A 16,927-nucleotide genomic window follows, 5' to 3' on the forward strand; every position below is an offset into this window, starting at 1 on the left:
ATGATTAATAGGCGTAAATTCAATAAAATACCTATTAATAATTAAAGTAAGTGGTATCAAGTTAAATGATACCACCTATTTTAGTTCTCCATGCTTTTAGCTTTAAAAATAATTTTTTAATTCATTACTTTTCCTTAATTCAAGCCGTTATTTTATTTAATCATATCAAACTTCCTTAATTGTTTCTAATTGTTCTTAGAGTCAACTTATATTTTTGAGCATAATTAAAATAAAATGAGGAAATAATTTTTATATTTTCTAATTGTAATGTTAACAATTTAGTGGTTAATATTTCGTTAGTTGATTTTATACTATTATTAAAATCATTAAGTGATAATATCAAATTTAAGTGCCATTTTATGTTATAATTAGTATGTATTTTTAATGGTATATTTTATTGTGAAGATATAAATTAATTATTTTTGGGGAGTTATTATGTTAGACACGTTTATAACAATTGTTTCTTCTATTATAGAGATATGGGCATGCAAGAAAGTTTTTGATTATACAAGTAAAGTAAAAACTAATTTAATGAAACTAAATATATCTTTCTTATTTTCTATTTTTCTTATTATCGGTTCTTTTTATATAAATGTAGGAGCTAATGATAGAATATGGATATGTATTCTTATAACTTTTATTTTTTATAAGTCTAATTATAAGGTCAATATATATAAATGTTTAGTGGTTTTGTTTTTTTATTGGATGGTGTTAATAGGTATAAATGCATTGAGTATGCTATTAGTAGTTTCAATGAACAATTTAGATAATATGAATATTTTACTTAGTGGAAATTTATACAGGTATGAAGCTATCTTTTTTGGCAAATTGATTTTAATTATATTATTATACATTTATAAAATTTCTTGTACTAATTTTAAAATTAGTAAAAAAGAATTGTATATATGTGTTCCAATGATAGCAAATTTATTATCATTTTTTATACTTTACGATTATATTATTAATCTTATAAAGATTTCTCCTGAAAGAAGAGTTGTCTTTCTAGCAATAGTTTTACTATTGATATTATCCAATATCTCAATATTTGCATTAATACGTATAATACTTAAAATTAAAGAGAAAAAAGATAATATAATAAATTAATTAATACATATAAAAATAGCTTAGTATATATTTCTAATTGATATATTATAGCTTATTTGTTTTAAAAGATTGAAAATTGAATTATCTGGTGAAGTAGATAAAGTTGATTATGCTAAGACTTTCTAAAATGAGCGTATTAGTGACATAAGTAAGATTACATAAATGTATTCTCAAGTTGTATGGTAGAAGAACTGATAATATTTAAAAAATTATCAAGTTTTAGTTTATAGAGCAGTTTATTTTAACATATAGACTGTTTTTTTATGTCTATAACTATACCATGTAACATTTGTAAAATTACTTATAGATTTTTTAATAACTTCAAGAAATGCCTATTTTGTAAGGAGAGATATTAGTAAATATAAAAAAATGTAATATTAACATCCTAGCTATGTATCAACCAAAATCACTTTTATGCGTTTTTTATATCTAGACATATGTGTAACAACTATATTGCAACACATGTACTCAAGTGAAAAACACTCTGAACAGACTCCAGTTACTCTGCAAGGTGTTTTACGTTTTCCATTTGCTTCTAGTTCAGAACAAGCAAATGTTCGAATTCTTTCAACAGAAATTAAAAAAATTTACAAATATGAACTTCATTGTTTTTTTGAAAAAATGAAATGTATGTGTAAAATATATGGGAACACTTTTATCAAGTTTTTATAGTAAAAAGATTATATTATTAAATTTGCTTAGATATAACTTGAGGGAGTAACAGAATATCAAAAAAGAAATACATAAATATACATATATATTTATAATATGTCTATTGAGATTTTAATTGATAATTAAGAAGTATAAAATTATTTTAACAAATTCATAATTAAATCTTAATTTTTTAAATTATACATATAAAAGTCAATATTTACTTTTATATGTATAATTTTACACAATTTTATTGAAAAGTTATTTTATTAAAGAAATATGTATTTATAATTACTGATGTTATTTATAATAAGCTATTTTAACTTTAAAAATTAATGTTAAAAAAAGAGTCTGTAGGTCAGTATCAAAAATAACTTTATAAATATCTCAAATAGACTAATCTTACATATATTTCCGATAGATTATATTGATAAAAAACACTAAAATTAAATTAATAAGAATACTTGGAGGGATGGTAATGAAAGAGGAATGTTTTATTAATATTGAATACGAAGATAAACGTTTTTCAATTAACATTAAAGAAATTTTGTACATAGAAAAGCAAGAGTATGAATCAAAAATTTATACAGAAAATGGAACTTATTATATTGGAGAAAATTCTTCTAGTGTAAGAAAACTACTGAAAGAAGAAAATTTTTTCAAATGCAGTAACAGTTATATTGTAAATTTAGATAAGTGTGAATTTTATCTCAGCAATAATTGTATTTTTGTAGGAAATAATTTTATAAGAGTTTTAGGTTTAGATAGAAAAAAGAAATTAGAAAAGAAGTTAGAAAAATTATATGATTATAAATATTAACTTTGAGAGGCTGTATTTTATACAGCCTCTTTATTTATTTTATTGTATTATTAATAAACTTTAAATTATGATAAAATATAAGACAAGCATTGCTTTTAATAAATAAAATATAGGATAAGTTTTATATAACTATATGATTTTATATAACTACATAATAAGAAAAGTAGAATATATTTATATAAATAAAAATTAAATTCATAAACAACTAAATATATTATATGATGTGTAAAAATATTAGACAAATTATAATATATAATTTGAATATTAAAAATTGCTGTATTTTGAAAAAGTTTAAATAACTTAGTTTGTAAATTTATTTTAAAATAAAAAATAATAAGATAAAGCATATTTTTTAAAAAATACATATAGGAGAGGATAGTAAAATGGATAAACCAAAAAATAGTCTAAACATTGATGAAAGAAAATTAAAATGTCCTTGTATTTATAAGCATTTTAAAGGAAAATATTATGCTACAATGGGATTGAGCAAAGCCATTGATAATAATGATATAGAAAAAATCTGTGAAACATACAATGAAAAAGGTTCAACTAAAAACAAAATTAGGTATAAGCTAGATGTTAAGCATACTGAGCTAGATGAAAATATTTATATATATATAGACATGAATGGAAGTTTTTATCATAAAAAAGAAAAAGATAATAATAATTTGGTTTTATATAAAACTCTATATGATGATACAGGAATATTTGCAAGGCCATTAGATATGTTTTTATCAAAAGTAGATAGAGATAGGTATTTTAATCCAATTCAAGAATATAGATTTGAAGAATTTTATAAATAAAATATGATGATTATTTTTTATAAGTTGAGAAAAAACCTGTTATTATATAATAAATTGTGGTAAATATAAATAGTATGAGCTAAGAAGGATATATTAGATTAAGTTATAAAATAGAAACATAGTAAACTATTATATGGTATAATTAAAGTTTGAGAAGTGACAATTTATATTTAATAAAAAATAGACAGATATATTAGGAGGAAATATGGGAAATACTTTTTATATAGTAAGACATGGACAAACAGACTGGAACTTATTAGGAAAAACACAAGGTCATGGTAACTCTGACCTTACACCACAAGGGATAGAACAAGCAAGAGAACTTTCTGAAGATATTGGTAAGTATTCGATTGATTATATTTTTAGTAGTGATTTAGGAAGAGCAATGCAAACAGCTCAAATTTTAGGTGATAAGCTCAATATTGAAGTACAAAAAACTGAAGCACTTAGAGAAATGGGATTTGGAGTTTGGGAAGGTCTTTTAATAAAAGAAATTCAAAAAGACTATTCAGATATATATTCAACATGGAGAAATGAGCCACATTTAGTAAATATACCAGAAGGAGAAACTCTTAAAATTATAAAAGAAAGAGTGGATACTTTTATAAAGGAATTAAATGAAAAATACAATGATAAAAATATAGTTCTTGTTACACATTCAATTACATTGAGGGTTATGTTACTATCATTCTTAGAGTCAGGTATGGAAAATATATACAGAATTAAGCAAGATAATACTGCTTTAAATATAGTAGAGTTTAAAGATTATGGTCCAGTAGTAATAAAGATGAATGATACAAGTCATATAAAAAATCATGTAAAAATAAATAATTCTGCACTTGAGTAAGTATCAAATTATAAGGAGAAGTTTATGAGTAAAGTTATAGTGGTTGGTGGAGGTCCATCTGGCATGATGGCAGCCTTGTCAGCTTCGAAAAATAATAATGAAGTAATATTGATTGAAAGAAATGGAGAGTTAGGGAGAAAGTTAAGAGCAACTGGTGGAGGTAGATGTAACTTTACCAACAATAGAGAGATAGAAGATTTTTTTGATAAGGTTGTGAACAATAAAAAATTTCTATACAGTAGCTTTTATACATTTACAAATAAAAATCTTATATCGTACCTTGAAAGTAAAAATTTAGAATATAAGATTGAAGAAGAAAATGACCACAAAGTCTATACTAAGAATGATAAATCTATAGAAGTAATAGAATTATTAAATAAGGACTTAATTAATCATAATGTAAAGATAATGTATAATAAAAAAGTTGTGGATATTATAACTGAAGAAATTACTGAACAAGATGACCATAACAATAATAAAACAAATTATTCAATAAAAGGTGTCATTTTAGATAATGGGGATAAGATATTAGGAGATAAAGTCATTATATCAACTGGAGGAGTTAGTTATTCAAAAACAGGTTCAGATGGTTCAATGTATAAGGTTCTTCAAAATCATGGACATACATTAAATAAACTATATCCTGCTTTAGCACCACTTACAATAGAAGAAAAATGGATTAAAGCTTTGCAAGGAATATCTATGAGAAATGTAGAAATATCTTGTAAGATTAAGAAAAAGAAAATATCAAAATCAGGAGACATGCTATTTGCACATTTTGGGATAACAGGTCCTTGTGTACTTATAATCTCTTCTTATATCAACAAGATTATTGAAAAAGATAAGATAGAATTAAATATAGATTTTTTACCAAACTTAGATGTCAATGAAATTTCTAATATAATTAGAGAATTTCCAAATAAAAATATCTTAAATAATCTTAAACAGATATTACCTCAAAACTTCTTAAAAGAAATTCTTTCTATATTATCTTTAAGTGATAAAAAAGCAAATGATTTATCTAAGGCTGATGAGATTAAAATTATTGAGTATATAAAAAATATGAAACTAACTTGTAATGGAACTACAGGGATAAACACTGGAATGGTTACTTCTGGTGGTATTTCAGTTAAAGAAATTAATTCTTCTACAATGGAGTCTAAGTTAATAAAGGATTTATTTTTTACAGGTGAGGTGATAGATGTAGATGCAGAAACTGGTGGATATAATTTACAAATAGCATTTTCAACTGGATATCTTGCAGGGATTAGTGTATAAGTTTTTGATAAGTCGATTATTAAATATAAATAAAATAGAGGTGTAGGTATGAGTAATTTGATTATAGCTGTGGATGGACCAGCAGGGGCTGGTAAAAGTACAATAGCTAAGATAGTATCAGAAAAACTAAATATAAATTATATAGATACAGGTGCTATGTATAGAGCTGTTACTTATAAGTGTTTAAAAAATAATATTGATGTTAATAATGAAAAAGAGGTTATTAAAATAGCTAAAAATTCAGATATAGATTTTGAAAATAATAACATATACTTAGACCAAAAAATTATAAATAATGAAATAAGAACAATAGAAGTAAGCAATAATGTTTCCAATGTAGCTAAGATAAAAGAAGTAAGAAAGTTGATGGTTGAAGTTCAACGAAAAATTGGAACAAAAAGTTCAGTAATATTAGATGGTAGAGATATAGGTTCATATGTTTTTCCAAATGCAGATTATAAATTCTTTTTAGTAGCTACACCAGAAGAAAGAGGAAGTAGACGTTATAAAGAACTTTGCAATAAAGGATATAATACTACTTTAAAAGAAGTAATTGAGGATATAGTAAAGAGAGATGAAATTGATTCAAATAGAGAATTTGCACCACTAGTAAAAGCTGAGGATGCACTAGAAATAGATACAACAGGAAAGACTATAGATCAGGTTGTACAAGAAGTTGTATCTAAGATAAGTTTTTAAGCTCAATTTATCTAAAATGAAAATATAATGTAGTATTGAAGGGAGATAAACGTGAATTTTTATAGATTTGCAATAAATATTTTTAGATGTTTTTCTAAAGTGTTTTTTAAATATGAAGTTATAGGTGCCGAAAATATACCAGACAGAGGAAATATAGTGGTGGCTTCAAATCATAAATCAAATCTTGACCCTGTATTTTTAGCTGCAGCTATAAAGAATAGAGAGATAGCAGCTATTGCAAAACAAGAATTATTTAAAGTGAAACCACTAGGTTTTATATTAAAAAAATTGCATGTTATGCCTATAAATAGAGAAAAGCCAGATGTATCCACTATAAAAACTATTTTAAGGTCAATTAGAGATGGTTATATATTAGGAATATTTCCAGAAGGAACAAGAATTAAAGGAGACAACTTTGGCAAAGCTAAGGCAGGTCTTTCTCTATTTACAATAAAGAGTAAATCTAAGGTTGTACCAGTATCGATAATATCTAAGTATAAACCTTTTAGTAAAGTAATTGTGTACTTTGGAGAGCCAATATCATTTGAAGAACATTTTAAAGAAAAGTTAAGTAATGATGACCATGAAAGAATGTCGCAAGAAGTTTTAGAAATAATAAAACAGAATTACTTTAAATATTCAAAATAAGGGGGGGGATTTTGTGAATGTTAAAATAGCAAAAAATGCAGGATTTTGCTTTGGAGTAAAGAGAGCAATGAAAATGGCATGGGATGAAGTAGAGAAAAATGATTCTGGAATATATGCTTTAGGACCTCTTATTCATAACAAGCAAGCAGTAGCAAGATATGAACAAAAAGGTCTTAAAACTGTAGATGAAATCGATATAATACCAGATTATGAAAATATGATAATAAGATCTCATGGAGTTCCTGAGAAAGTATACAAAGAAGCTAAAAATAAAAAACTTAAAATTGTAGATACTACATGTCCATTTGTAAAGAAAATACATACAGTAGTGAGTGAGTATCATAATAAGGGTTATGAAATAATAGTTATTGGAGATATGAAACATCCAGAAGTGATAGGTATAAATGGATGGTGCGAAAACTCAGCAATAATAATAAAAGCTGTAGAGCAAATGGAGAATATGGAATTTGATAATTCAAAACAATATTGTGTTGTTGCACAGACAACAATAAATCCAGATTTATATTCAAATATAGTTAATAAATTAGCTGATAAACTAGAAAATATAGTATTTAATGATACAATCTGTTCAGCCACAAAAACTAGACAAGAAGCAGCTAAAGCATTAGCAGGAGAAGTTGATTGTATGATAGTTATAGGTGGAAAACACAGCTCTAATACTCAAAAGTTAGTAAAAGTTTGTGAAGATTTAGTTCCAACTTTTGCAATAGAAACTAAAGACGAATTGGATGTAAATATGCTTAAGAAGTATAAAACTTTAGGAGTGACAGCAGGAGCATCTACACCAGATTGGATTATAGAGGAAGTAATAACATTTATTGAAAATTTATAAATATAGTAAACGATGAAAAAATGTGTAATATCGGTATAATATATAAAATTTGTTGTAATATCTATATGTAATTTTATATTATAATATAAAATTACATATGGCAACTAGATAACCTAATATCAGAAAGTGTGTATCTTAATATGCAAGAAATTAACAATATAAGATATGCACTTTTTAATATTAGAAATTTAAAAGATATAATGATATTGATTATCAATAATAAATGAAATATAATATAATTATTGCGAAATTAATATAGGAGGTAAATTAATGGAAATGTTAATATCTGCTTCTGAAGAAGCATTTTTACATGTGGGTTCTATGATTGGATTTTTTATTTTGCTATTTGGATATATAAACTATAAAACTAGTGGTAATTTTACTAATATTATATCAAAAAATAGAAAATATCAACCTTTAATAGGAGCTTTGATAGGAGCTATACCAGGTTGTGGTGGGAGTTTGGCAATAATGCCATTATATATAAGTGGAAAACTAAGCTTTGGAGCAATCATTGCAAGCTTAATAGCAAGTATGGGAGATGCTGCATTTATACTTATTTCATCAAATATTAAAATGTATTTTTTTGTGACTATAGTTAGTACAATTACAGGAGTAATAACAGGACAACTAGTAGATTATTTTAAGTTAGAAGAAAAATTGAAATTAAATAAATATGGAAAATCAGAAAAACATAATACAGATAAAAATTACCATAAAGATAATGAAGAATCGCATAATCATGATGATATAATTTTGGATAATTTAGCTAAATCTCATGGAAATACAAATAGACTTGCATTTATAATAACACATGGTAAAGGGTACAAAATTTATATAGGAATTGTATTAATAGGTTTTATATTTATGTCTCTTGCTCATTCTGGAATAAATCTTCCTATTATTGAAAAATTACATTCACTAGAAGAAGCAATAGCAGTTATAGGAATACTATTCTCAATAGTTTATATGTGGTGTTTTAAAAAGGTATTTAAAAATTCTAATCAAAAAGAGGAAGAAAATAAGAAAATTTCCCTAAGAGAAATGCTTATACATTCTGTAGGTGAAATTTCATTTGTTATTACATGGATTTTTATTGCATATCTTATTTACGATTTGATAATATTGGTTTTAGGTGGAGATGAATACTTAGTTAATTTAGTTTTATCAACAGGTGTAATTAGTGTATTTATAGGTGCAGGTCTTGGACTTATTCCAGGGTGCGGTATACAAATTGTACTTATGTCATTTTACTTGAAAGGAACTATACCACTTGGTGCAGTAATAGCTAATTCAATATCTCAAGATGGAGATGCACTTTTTCCGCTTTTAGCAATGGATAAAAAATCTTCCTTATGGGCTATGATTATTACTACTATACCAGCTATAATCGTAGGAATTATAGTTTATGCTTTTTTAGGTTAATTGAAAGTAGATTTTAATATAAATGATAAAAATACATAAATCTATACTATGGATATAGTAACAAGTATTAAAAATATAAAAAATAAAATTTAATATAATTAAAATATTTATAAATAACATGAGAAATAATATTATTGTTTCTTATGTTATTTTTGTTTAATTTAATAAGCTATGGAATAAATTTCAATCAATACTTTTTATTGAAACTCATATATAATATATATTAATAAATCAAACTATAATATATGATACAACAAGTATATTGATATAAAAAATTTAAGAGGAGTTGTAAAAATGAGCAATTTGAAAAAAAAGTGTGATGTTGCAAGTGGAAGAGATAAAGCTGATATTGTACTTAAAAATGGAACAATTATAAATGTATTCACAGAAGAATTAATAGTAGGAGATGTAGCAATAGTAGATGATACAATTGTTGGAATCGGCGAATATAGTGGTAAAATAGAGATTGATTGTAGTGGTAAATACTTATCACCTGGTTTTATTGATGCACATATGCATATTGAATCTACAATGGTAATGCCAATTGAATTATCAAAAAAATTACTAAAGTCAGGTACAACAACTGTTATAGCTGACCCTCATGAACTAGTCAATGTAAAAGGAGCAAGTGCAATAGACTTTTTACTAGAATCAACAAAAGAAATACCCTTAAATGTATATATTATGCTACCATCATCTGTCCCTGCAACAAGATTTGAAACTAATGGAATAGGAAATTTTAGTGCAAAAGATATGGATGCTTACATAAATAATCCTAGAATCTTAGGATTAGGAGAGGTAATGTGTTTTAATGATGTTATATCTGCGGAAGAGGAAATTTTAGATAAATTAGAGGCTTTTAAAGATAAAATTGCAGATGGGCATGCACCAAATATAAGTGGGAAGTCACTTCAAGCATATGTATGTGCAGGAATAAAAAATGACCATGAATGTATAACTTTTAATGAAGTGTATGAAAAATTAAGAGCAGGTTTAAAAATTTTTATAAGAGAAGGAAGTGCAGCAAAAAACTTAGAAGCCATAATAAAGGGATTATTGAAACACAACTTACCAATTGAAGAATTTATGTTTTGTACAGATGATAAACATTTGGATGATATAGAAAAACAAGGTCATATAAGATGGAATATAAAGTGTGCAATCGATTTGGGTATGGAGCCAATTAAAGCTATTAAAATTGCAACTTACAATTCAGCAAGAGCATATGGTCTAAATAGAATTGGAGCAATAGGTGCTGGGTATAAAGCGGATATTGTTGTTTTAAACAATTTAGAAAACATGGAGGTAGGTAGTGTTTATAAAGATGGTAAATTGATAGATGAGGGAATTTTTTCTGATTATAATTATGAAATTAAGGATAAAGATTTACTCAATACAGTCAAATTTAAAGACGTTGATAGAGAAAAAATACAATTAAAGTCAAATGAAAAAAATTATGTAATGGAAATTGTACCATATCAAATTCTGACAAATAAATTATTTGAATCTATACCAAACAAAAATGGATATTTCAATCCAAATGAAGAATATTCAAAGCTTTGTGTTGTTGAGAGACACAGAATGACTGGAAACATATCAGTTGCACCATTAAAAGGGTTTGGCATAAAAAATGGAGCAATAGCAACTACTGTAGCTCATGATTCACATAATATCATAGTTGCAGGAGATAATGATGATGATATTATAGTTGCAGTAAATTACTTGAGAGATATACAGGGTGGCTATGTAATTGTATCAAATGGAAAAGTACTTGCTCACTTAAGTCTTAAAGTAGCTGGATTAATTAGTACTCTTCCAGCAGATGAAGTGCAAGAAACAACTGATAATATGTTAAAAATAGCAAGAAAAATGGGAGTTCCAAAGTATGTAGACCCTTTTATTACACTTTCATTTATGGCTCTTCCTGTTATTCCAAAAATAAGACTTACTGATTTAGGTCTGTTTGATGTAGAAGAATTTAAATTTATATAGATTAGAGTATTAGAAGAATAAAAATAAATAGGCAGGATTTAATACATAAATTAAATCCTGCTTATTTTAATTACTTAACATAAATTCCAGTTTAAATGTTCTAATCAAATAAAGCTTGAAATTTTCAGTATATAAGATTTACATATTCATGAAAATTTCTATATAAAAAGTAAAATATTTTATTTATATACAGAAATATAGGGTAGTAATATAAATATAGTATAAATTATTGATTAAAAACAAAAGGAGAGATATTTATGTTAAGTATAGGTACAAAAGCACCAGAATTTACATTAGAAGATAAAGATGGAAATAAAGTCAGTATGTCTGATTTTAAGGGGAAAAAAGTGGTAATATATTTTTATCCTAAAGATAATACACCAGGATGCACACGTCAGGCATGTGCATTTAGGAACGCATATGAAGGATTTAGAAATAATGATATACCAGTTATTGGGATAAGTAAAGATAGTATTAAATCACATCAAAAATTTGCAGAAAAGCATGAGCTTCCTTTTATTTTACTTTCTGACCCAGATTTAACTACTATTAAGGCTTTTGATGTGTGGAAAGAGAAAAAAATGTATGGGAAAACTGCTTTAGGAGTTGTTCGTGCAACTTATATTGTAGATGAAAGTGGAATTATTGAAAAAGTTTTTGAAAAAGCAAAACCAGATACAAATGCACAAGAGATTCTTGAATATTTGGAAAAATAGGAGTAGTAGAAATTTATGATCATAATGTTATCACCAGCTAAAAATATGAAGAATGTACAAGAATTTGATAGAGATTTAAGCTTGCCCTGTTTCATAGATAAAGCAAAAGAAATATCAAAGAATATAAAAACCTTTAGTGTAGAGGATTTCAAAAGTAAAATGAAAATCAACGAAAAATTAGCTATATTAAACAAGAGTAGATTTGATAATTTTAAATTTGACAGTTTAGGTACTCCTGCAATCTTAACTTATGCTGGAATACAATATAAAAATATAGAAGCAGAGAATTTTACAAAGCAAGATGAGGAATTTGCAAATAGTTGTATTAGAATCATAAGTGGATTGTATGGGGTCGTAAAACCCTATGATAGTATATATGAATACAGATTAGAAATGCAGACAAAGTTACAGATAAGAGAATTTAAAAATTTATATGAATATTGGGGAGACAGTATATATAACGAATTAAACAAAGAAAATACAGCTATTGTCAATCTTGCATCAAGTGAATACAGCAAAACTGTGGAAAAATTTATTGATGACAATCATACATATGTAACATGTAATTTTAAAATAAATAAAAATAATATGTTAAAAGTCGAATCTACACAAGCAAAGAAAGCTAGAGGAATGATGGTAAAATATATTGTTAAAAATAAAATAGAAGATATTAACGACTTAAAAAAGTTTAACTTAGAAGGGTATAAATATCAAGAAGATTTATCTAATAATAAGGAGTATGTGTTTGTAAAAGAGTAGATATTTTTATATAGACTTTAAATTGAATTGTTAAATTTAGGTAAAATATAATTACTGAGTATTGAATTGAATTGGATTTTAAAATATAATTATTCTTAAATCAAAAAAAGAAAGGAGTGATCTTCCAAAATGGAAAATCACAAACAGATGCCTTGGCATTCGATGGCAACACATGAAGTATTAGAGAGTTTAGACTCATCAGAGGAGGGGCTCACCGATACCGAGGCGGAAAACAGGATTAAAGAGTATGGTTTAAATGAACTGAGAAAAAGACCACCTAGAACAGTTTTACAAATGCTTTGGACCCAAGTTACAGATGCTATGGTATTGATACTAATAGGTGCATCAGTATTATCTTTAGCATTTGGAGAATTTACAGAAGCTTTTGTAATTCTAATAATTGTAACAGTAAATGCAGTTATTGGTATTGTTCAAGAAAAAAAAGCAGAATCATCATTGGAAGCACTAAAAAATATGAATTCACCTACAGCACGTGTTATACGTGATGGTGAAGAAAATGTTATTCAAGCAAGTAATCTTGTAATAGGAGATATTGTTTTTTTAGAAGATGGAGCGATGATTCCAGCAGACATTCGTTTAATAGATACATCTAGTTTAAAAATTCAAGAAGCTTCTTTAACAGGAGAGTCTGTCCCATCAGAAAAAGATTCAGATGGCATTTTACCTGAAGAATGTGTATTAGGAGACCGTAGTAATATGGCCTATACGTCTTCAATTGTCACATATGGTAGAGGTGTAGGTGTTGTAGTTGCAACTGGGATGGACACAGAAGTAGGTAATATAGCACATCTTTTAGATTCACAAAATGATTTTGATACTCCTATAAAACGTAAACTTAATACTGTTGGAAAAACATTAAGTGTTATAGGTATTATTGTATGCGTTATTATATTTGCAATAGGTGCATTTTATCAGAGACCTCTCTTACCAATGTTTATGATTGCAATTTCACTTGCTATATCAATCATTCCAGAGGGATTACCTGCAACAGCAACCATTGTAATGGCTCTAGGTGTGCAACGTATGGCTAAAAGAAACGCTTTGATTAGAAAGTTGCCAGCAGTTGAAACATTAGGAGGAGCTACAGTAATATGTTGTGATAAAACTGGTACATTAACCTTAAATAAAATGACTGTTACACATATTGCTGTAAATGGCGATTTTGAATCTGGAAAAGTAACATCAATAGATACTGCGTCTGAGAAACATCCACTAGTATATAAAGAGCTTGTTTATGCTGGTGCACTTTGTAACGATGCATGTATAAATCCAGATAAAAAAGATGAAATATTAGGTGATCCAACAGAAGGTTCATTGATTTTTATGGCTAATAAATTTGGAATAGATCAAGAAGCTCTTGAAGAGAAATATCCACGTGTATTTGAGCAACCTTTTGATTCTGACAGAAAATGTATGACAACTGTTCATGATATAGATGGAAAAATCACAGCATATACTAAAGGTGCAGTGGATGAACTTCTCCATTTATGTACCAAAATATTAACATCAAAAGGTGAAAGAAACATTACAGAGATGGACAAAAAAAACATACACGAATTATGTCTTACTATGTCTAAAGATGCATTACGTGTACTTGGTTTTGCTAAGCGTGAAATTCTATCGATACCAAAGGAAGATAGTGAAAACATAGAATATGATTTGACATTTATTGGTATGGTTGGTATGATTGACCCACCAAGAACCGAGGTAACTGATGCAGTAAAAACTTGTAAAGAAGCGGGCATAAGAACCATAATGATAACAGGTGACCATAAAGTCACTGCCACAACAATAGCTCATGAACTTGGAATTTGGAATGAAGGAAATACTGTTATATCTGGTGATGAACTTGATAATTTAAGTGATGATGAACTTGATAAAGCTGTTAAAAATGTGACAGTATTTGCTCGTGTATCACCATTTGATAAACTTAGAATTATACAGTCTCTAAAAAGAATTGGAGAAGTACCAGCAATGACTGGAGATGGGGTAAATGACTCCCCTGCATTAAAGTCTGCTGATATTGGTATAGCTATGGGTATAAGTGGTACAGATGTGGCAAAAGATTCTTCAGATATGATTTTAATGGATGATAGTTTTACCACAATTGCATATGCAATAAAAGAAGGTAGACGTGTATATAGAAATATACAAAAGGTTATACAATTCTTGCTTGTTGGAAATATAGCAGAGATACTTACACTATTTGTTGCAATATTGTTAAACTGGGATACTCCACTTCTTGCTGTGCATATTCTATGGGTAAACCTTGCAACAGCAACTCTTCCAGCTCTTGCTCTTGGAGTTGACCCACCAAGTAGAAATATAATGAAGCATCAGCCTGTTAAATCAGAAAGTTTGTTTGAAAAAAACCTTGTACAAAGAGTTATTACTCAGGGGATATTTGTAGCAATAATGACCATTTTAGCATATAAAATTGGTCTTAATATAGGAAACCATACTGTAGGTCAAACAATGGCATTCTGTGTATTAGCATTTTCACAAATGTTGCGTGCATTTAGCCAGCGTTCAAATACAGATTCTATGTTTACTAGAAATAGTGCTAAAAACCCATTTCTTTTAATCTCATTTTTAACTTCTGCTTTGCTTATGGCAGTTATATTATTTGTCCCTAATTTTAGAGATGCATTTAATTTAACTGTTTTAAATAGCTTACAGTGGCTTGTAACAGTGATTTTAGCTATAATGTCTGTAGTGCAAGTAGAGGTTGGAAAATTTCTTAAAAGAAAATTATATGAAAAATAGTTGACAAAATTAGGAAAAAAATATAAGATATAAAACATAGAAAAATTAAATAAATCTTATCCAGAGAGGTGGAGGGACTGGCCCTATGAAACCCGGCAACCAGTATATTTATATACATTGGTGCTAAATCCTGCGGCGAAAGCTGAGAGATGAGTATAATTAAGCTTATACAGAGCCTGAGTTATATACTCAGGCTTTATTTATTTTAAATCTCATCTGACAAATAGTTTAATTTTCTTAATTAAAATCTAAGGGGGATACAAAAATGTATAACAAAGAAACAATATGTGTGCAAGGAAATTATAAGCCAGGAAATGGAGAACCAAGAGTTTTACCTTTATATCAAAGTACAACTTTTAAATATAGTAGTATAGACCAACTTGCTGACTTATTTGATTTAAAAGCTGATGGTCATATGTATTCCAGAATAAGTAATCCTACAGTTCAAGCTTTTGAAGAAAAGATAAGTTTGTTAGAGGGAGGAGTATCATCTGTTGCTGTATCATCAGGTCAATCTGCAAATATGTTAGCAGTTTTAAATATATGTAAATCTGGAGATAGTATACTTTGTTCTTCAAAAGTATATGGAGGAACATTTAATTTATTAGGGCCTAGTCTTAAAAAATTTGGAATAGATTTAATATCATTTGATTTAGATGCAAGCGAAGATGAAATAGTAGAACTTGCAAATGAAAATACTAAAGTTGTATTTGCAGAAACACTTGCAAATCCAACTCTTGAAGTTATAGATTTTGAAAAAATAGCAAATGTAGCTAAAAGAATTAATGTTCCATTTATAGTTGATAACTCATTAGCATCACCAGTACTTTGTAATCCGCTAAAATATGGAGCAAACATAGTCACTCATTCTACTACAAAATACTTAGATGGCCATGCTTCAAGTGTTGGTGGAATTATAGTAGATGGTGGAAATTTTAACTGGGACAATGGGAAATTTCCAGAATTAGTTGAGCCAGACCCAACATATCATGGAATAAGTTATACTGAGAAGTTTGGCAATGCTGCATATGCTACTAAAACAAGAGTTCAATTACTTAGAGACTATGGAAATTGCCTGAGTCCATTTAACGCATATCTTACTAATTTAAATATTGAAACACTACATCTTAGAATGGAGAGACATAGTGAAAATGCACTTAAGATAGCTGAGTTTTTAGAAAAACATAAAAATGTAGATTGGATTAACTATCCAGGGCTTGAAAATAATAAGTATTATGGAAATGCCAAGAAATATCTATCAAAAGGATGTAGTGGAGTTTTATCATTTGGAGTAAAAGGAGGACTTGAAAATGCTAAAAAATTTGTGGAAAAACTACAAATAGCAGCATTAGTAACTCATGTATCAGATGTAAGAACTTGTGTTATACATCCAGCTTCAACTACTCACAGACAATTAACAGAAGAACAATTAATTGCGTCTGGAGTATTACCTTCCCTAATAAGATTATCTGTTGGAATAGAAAATGTAGAGGATTTAATAGCTGATTTAAATCAAGCTTTAAATTTCTAATAGTATAAGAGAAA

General features: G+C 27.2%; 14 protein-coding genes and 1 riboswitch. All 14 genes read left to right on the top strand.

What is annotated here, in order from left to right; translation table 11 throughout:
• Positions 1 to 435 precede the first annotated feature (435 nt).
• The 14 genes from IC219_RS02015 (at position 436) to IC219_RS02080 (ending at position 16,913) form a co-directional block, all read left to right on the top strand.
• Positions 436 to 1,104, top strand: a complete 669-nt coding sequence (locus IC219_RS02015; RefSeq protein ID WP_227483123.1) for a histidine kinase — start codon at positions 436 to 438, stop codon at positions 1,102 to 1,104.
• A gap of 1,129 nt (positions 1,105 to 2,233) precedes the next feature.
• Positions 2,234 to 2,575 (top strand): LytTR family transcriptional regulator DNA-binding domain-containing protein, encoded by a 342-nt coding sequence (locus IC219_RS02020; RefSeq protein WP_227436024.1) that lies wholly within the window; start codon positions 2,234 to 2,236, stop codon positions 2,573 to 2,575.
• A gap of 383 nt (positions 2,576 to 2,958) precedes the next feature.
• Positions 2,959 to 3,378, top strand: coding sequence for a DUF1653 domain-containing protein (locus IC219_RS02025; RefSeq protein ID WP_227483122.1), 420 nt, complete (start codon positions 2,959 to 2,961; stop codon positions 3,376 to 3,378).
• Between the two features lie 205 nt (positions 3,379 to 3,583).
• Positions 3,584 to 4,225: a histidine phosphatase family protein gene (locus IC219_RS02030; protein WP_227436028.1), complete on the top strand. Its 642-nt coding sequence runs from the start codon at positions 3,584 to 3,586 to the stop codon at positions 4,223 to 4,225.
• Between the two features lie 24 nt (positions 4,226 to 4,249).
• The gene (locus tag IC219_RS02035) at positions 4,250 to 5,503 is read left to right on the top strand and encodes an NAD(P)/FAD-dependent oxidoreductase (protein ID WP_227436030.1); all 1,254 of its coding nucleotides are present in this window, start codon (positions 4,250 to 4,252) and stop codon (positions 5,501 to 5,503) included.
• Positions 5,504 to 5,551: 48 nt separating this feature from the next.
• Positions 5,552 to 6,202, top strand: a complete 651-nt coding sequence (gene cmk / locus IC219_RS02040) for a (d)CMP kinase (protein WP_227436041.1) — start codon at positions 5,552 to 5,554, stop codon at positions 6,200 to 6,202.
• Positions 6,203 to 6,253: 51 nt separating this feature from the next.
• Positions 6,254 to 6,850, top strand: coding sequence for a lysophospholipid acyltransferase family protein (locus tag IC219_RS02045; protein WP_227436043.1), 597 nt, complete (start codon positions 6,254 to 6,256; stop codon positions 6,848 to 6,850).
• 13 nt (positions 6,851 to 6,863) lie between these two features.
• Positions 6,864 to 7,703 (top strand): 4-hydroxy-3-methylbut-2-enyl diphosphate reductase, encoded by an 840-nt coding sequence (locus tag IC219_RS02050; RefSeq protein ID WP_227436045.1) that lies wholly within the window; start codon positions 6,864 to 6,866, stop codon positions 7,701 to 7,703.
• Positions 7,704 to 7,973: 270 nt separating this feature from the next.
• Positions 7,974 to 9,128 carry a putative manganese transporter gene (locus IC219_RS02055; protein ID WP_227483118.1) on the top strand — a complete coding sequence of 385 codons (1,155 nt, stop codon included), beginning with the start codon at positions 7,974 to 7,976 and terminating at the stop codon, positions 9,126 to 9,128.
• Positions 9,129 to 9,422: 294 nt separating this feature from the next.
• Positions 9,423 to 11,120: an adenine deaminase gene (gene ade, locus IC219_RS02060; protein ID WP_227831901.1), complete on the top strand. Its 1,698-nt coding sequence runs from the start codon at positions 9,423 to 9,425 to the stop codon at positions 11,118 to 11,120.
• Positions 11,121 to 11,377: 257 nt separating this feature from the next.
• Positions 11,378 to 11,836 (top strand): thioredoxin-dependent thiol peroxidase, encoded by a 459-nt coding sequence (gene bcp, locus IC219_RS02065; RefSeq protein WP_227483116.1) that lies wholly within the window; start codon positions 11,378 to 11,380, stop codon positions 11,834 to 11,836.
• Positions 11,837 to 11,851: 15 nt separating this feature from the next.
• The gene (gene yaaA / locus IC219_RS02070; protein WP_227483115.1) at positions 11,852 to 12,595 is read left to right on the top strand and encodes a peroxide stress protein YaaA; all 744 of its coding nucleotides are present in this window, start codon (positions 11,852 to 11,854) and stop codon (positions 12,593 to 12,595) included.
• 129 nt (positions 12,596 to 12,724) lie between these two features.
• Positions 12,725 to 15,382 carry a calcium-translocating P-type ATPase, PMCA-type gene (locus IC219_RS02075; RefSeq protein WP_227831900.1) on the top strand — a complete coding sequence of 886 codons (2,658 nt, stop codon included), beginning with the start codon at positions 12,725 to 12,727 and terminating at the stop codon, positions 15,380 to 15,382.
• 53 nt (positions 15,383 to 15,435) lie between these two features.
• A riboswitch (SAM riboswitch) is annotated at positions 15,436 to 15,538 on the top strand.
• Positions 15,539 to 15,647: 109 nt separating this feature from the next.
• Positions 15,648 to 16,913, top strand: coding sequence for an O-acetylhomoserine aminocarboxypropyltransferase/cysteine synthase family protein (locus tag IC219_RS02080; protein ID WP_227436055.1), 1,266 nt, complete (start codon positions 15,648 to 15,650; stop codon positions 16,911 to 16,913).
• The last annotated feature ends 14 nt before the right edge of the window (positions 16,914 to 16,927 follow it).

Origin of the sequence: Clostridioides sp. ES-W-0018-02 (assembly GCF_020658175.1) — a bacterium.
Lineage (GTDB): Bacteria > Bacillota > Clostridia > Peptostreptococcales > Peptostreptococcaceae > Clostridioides.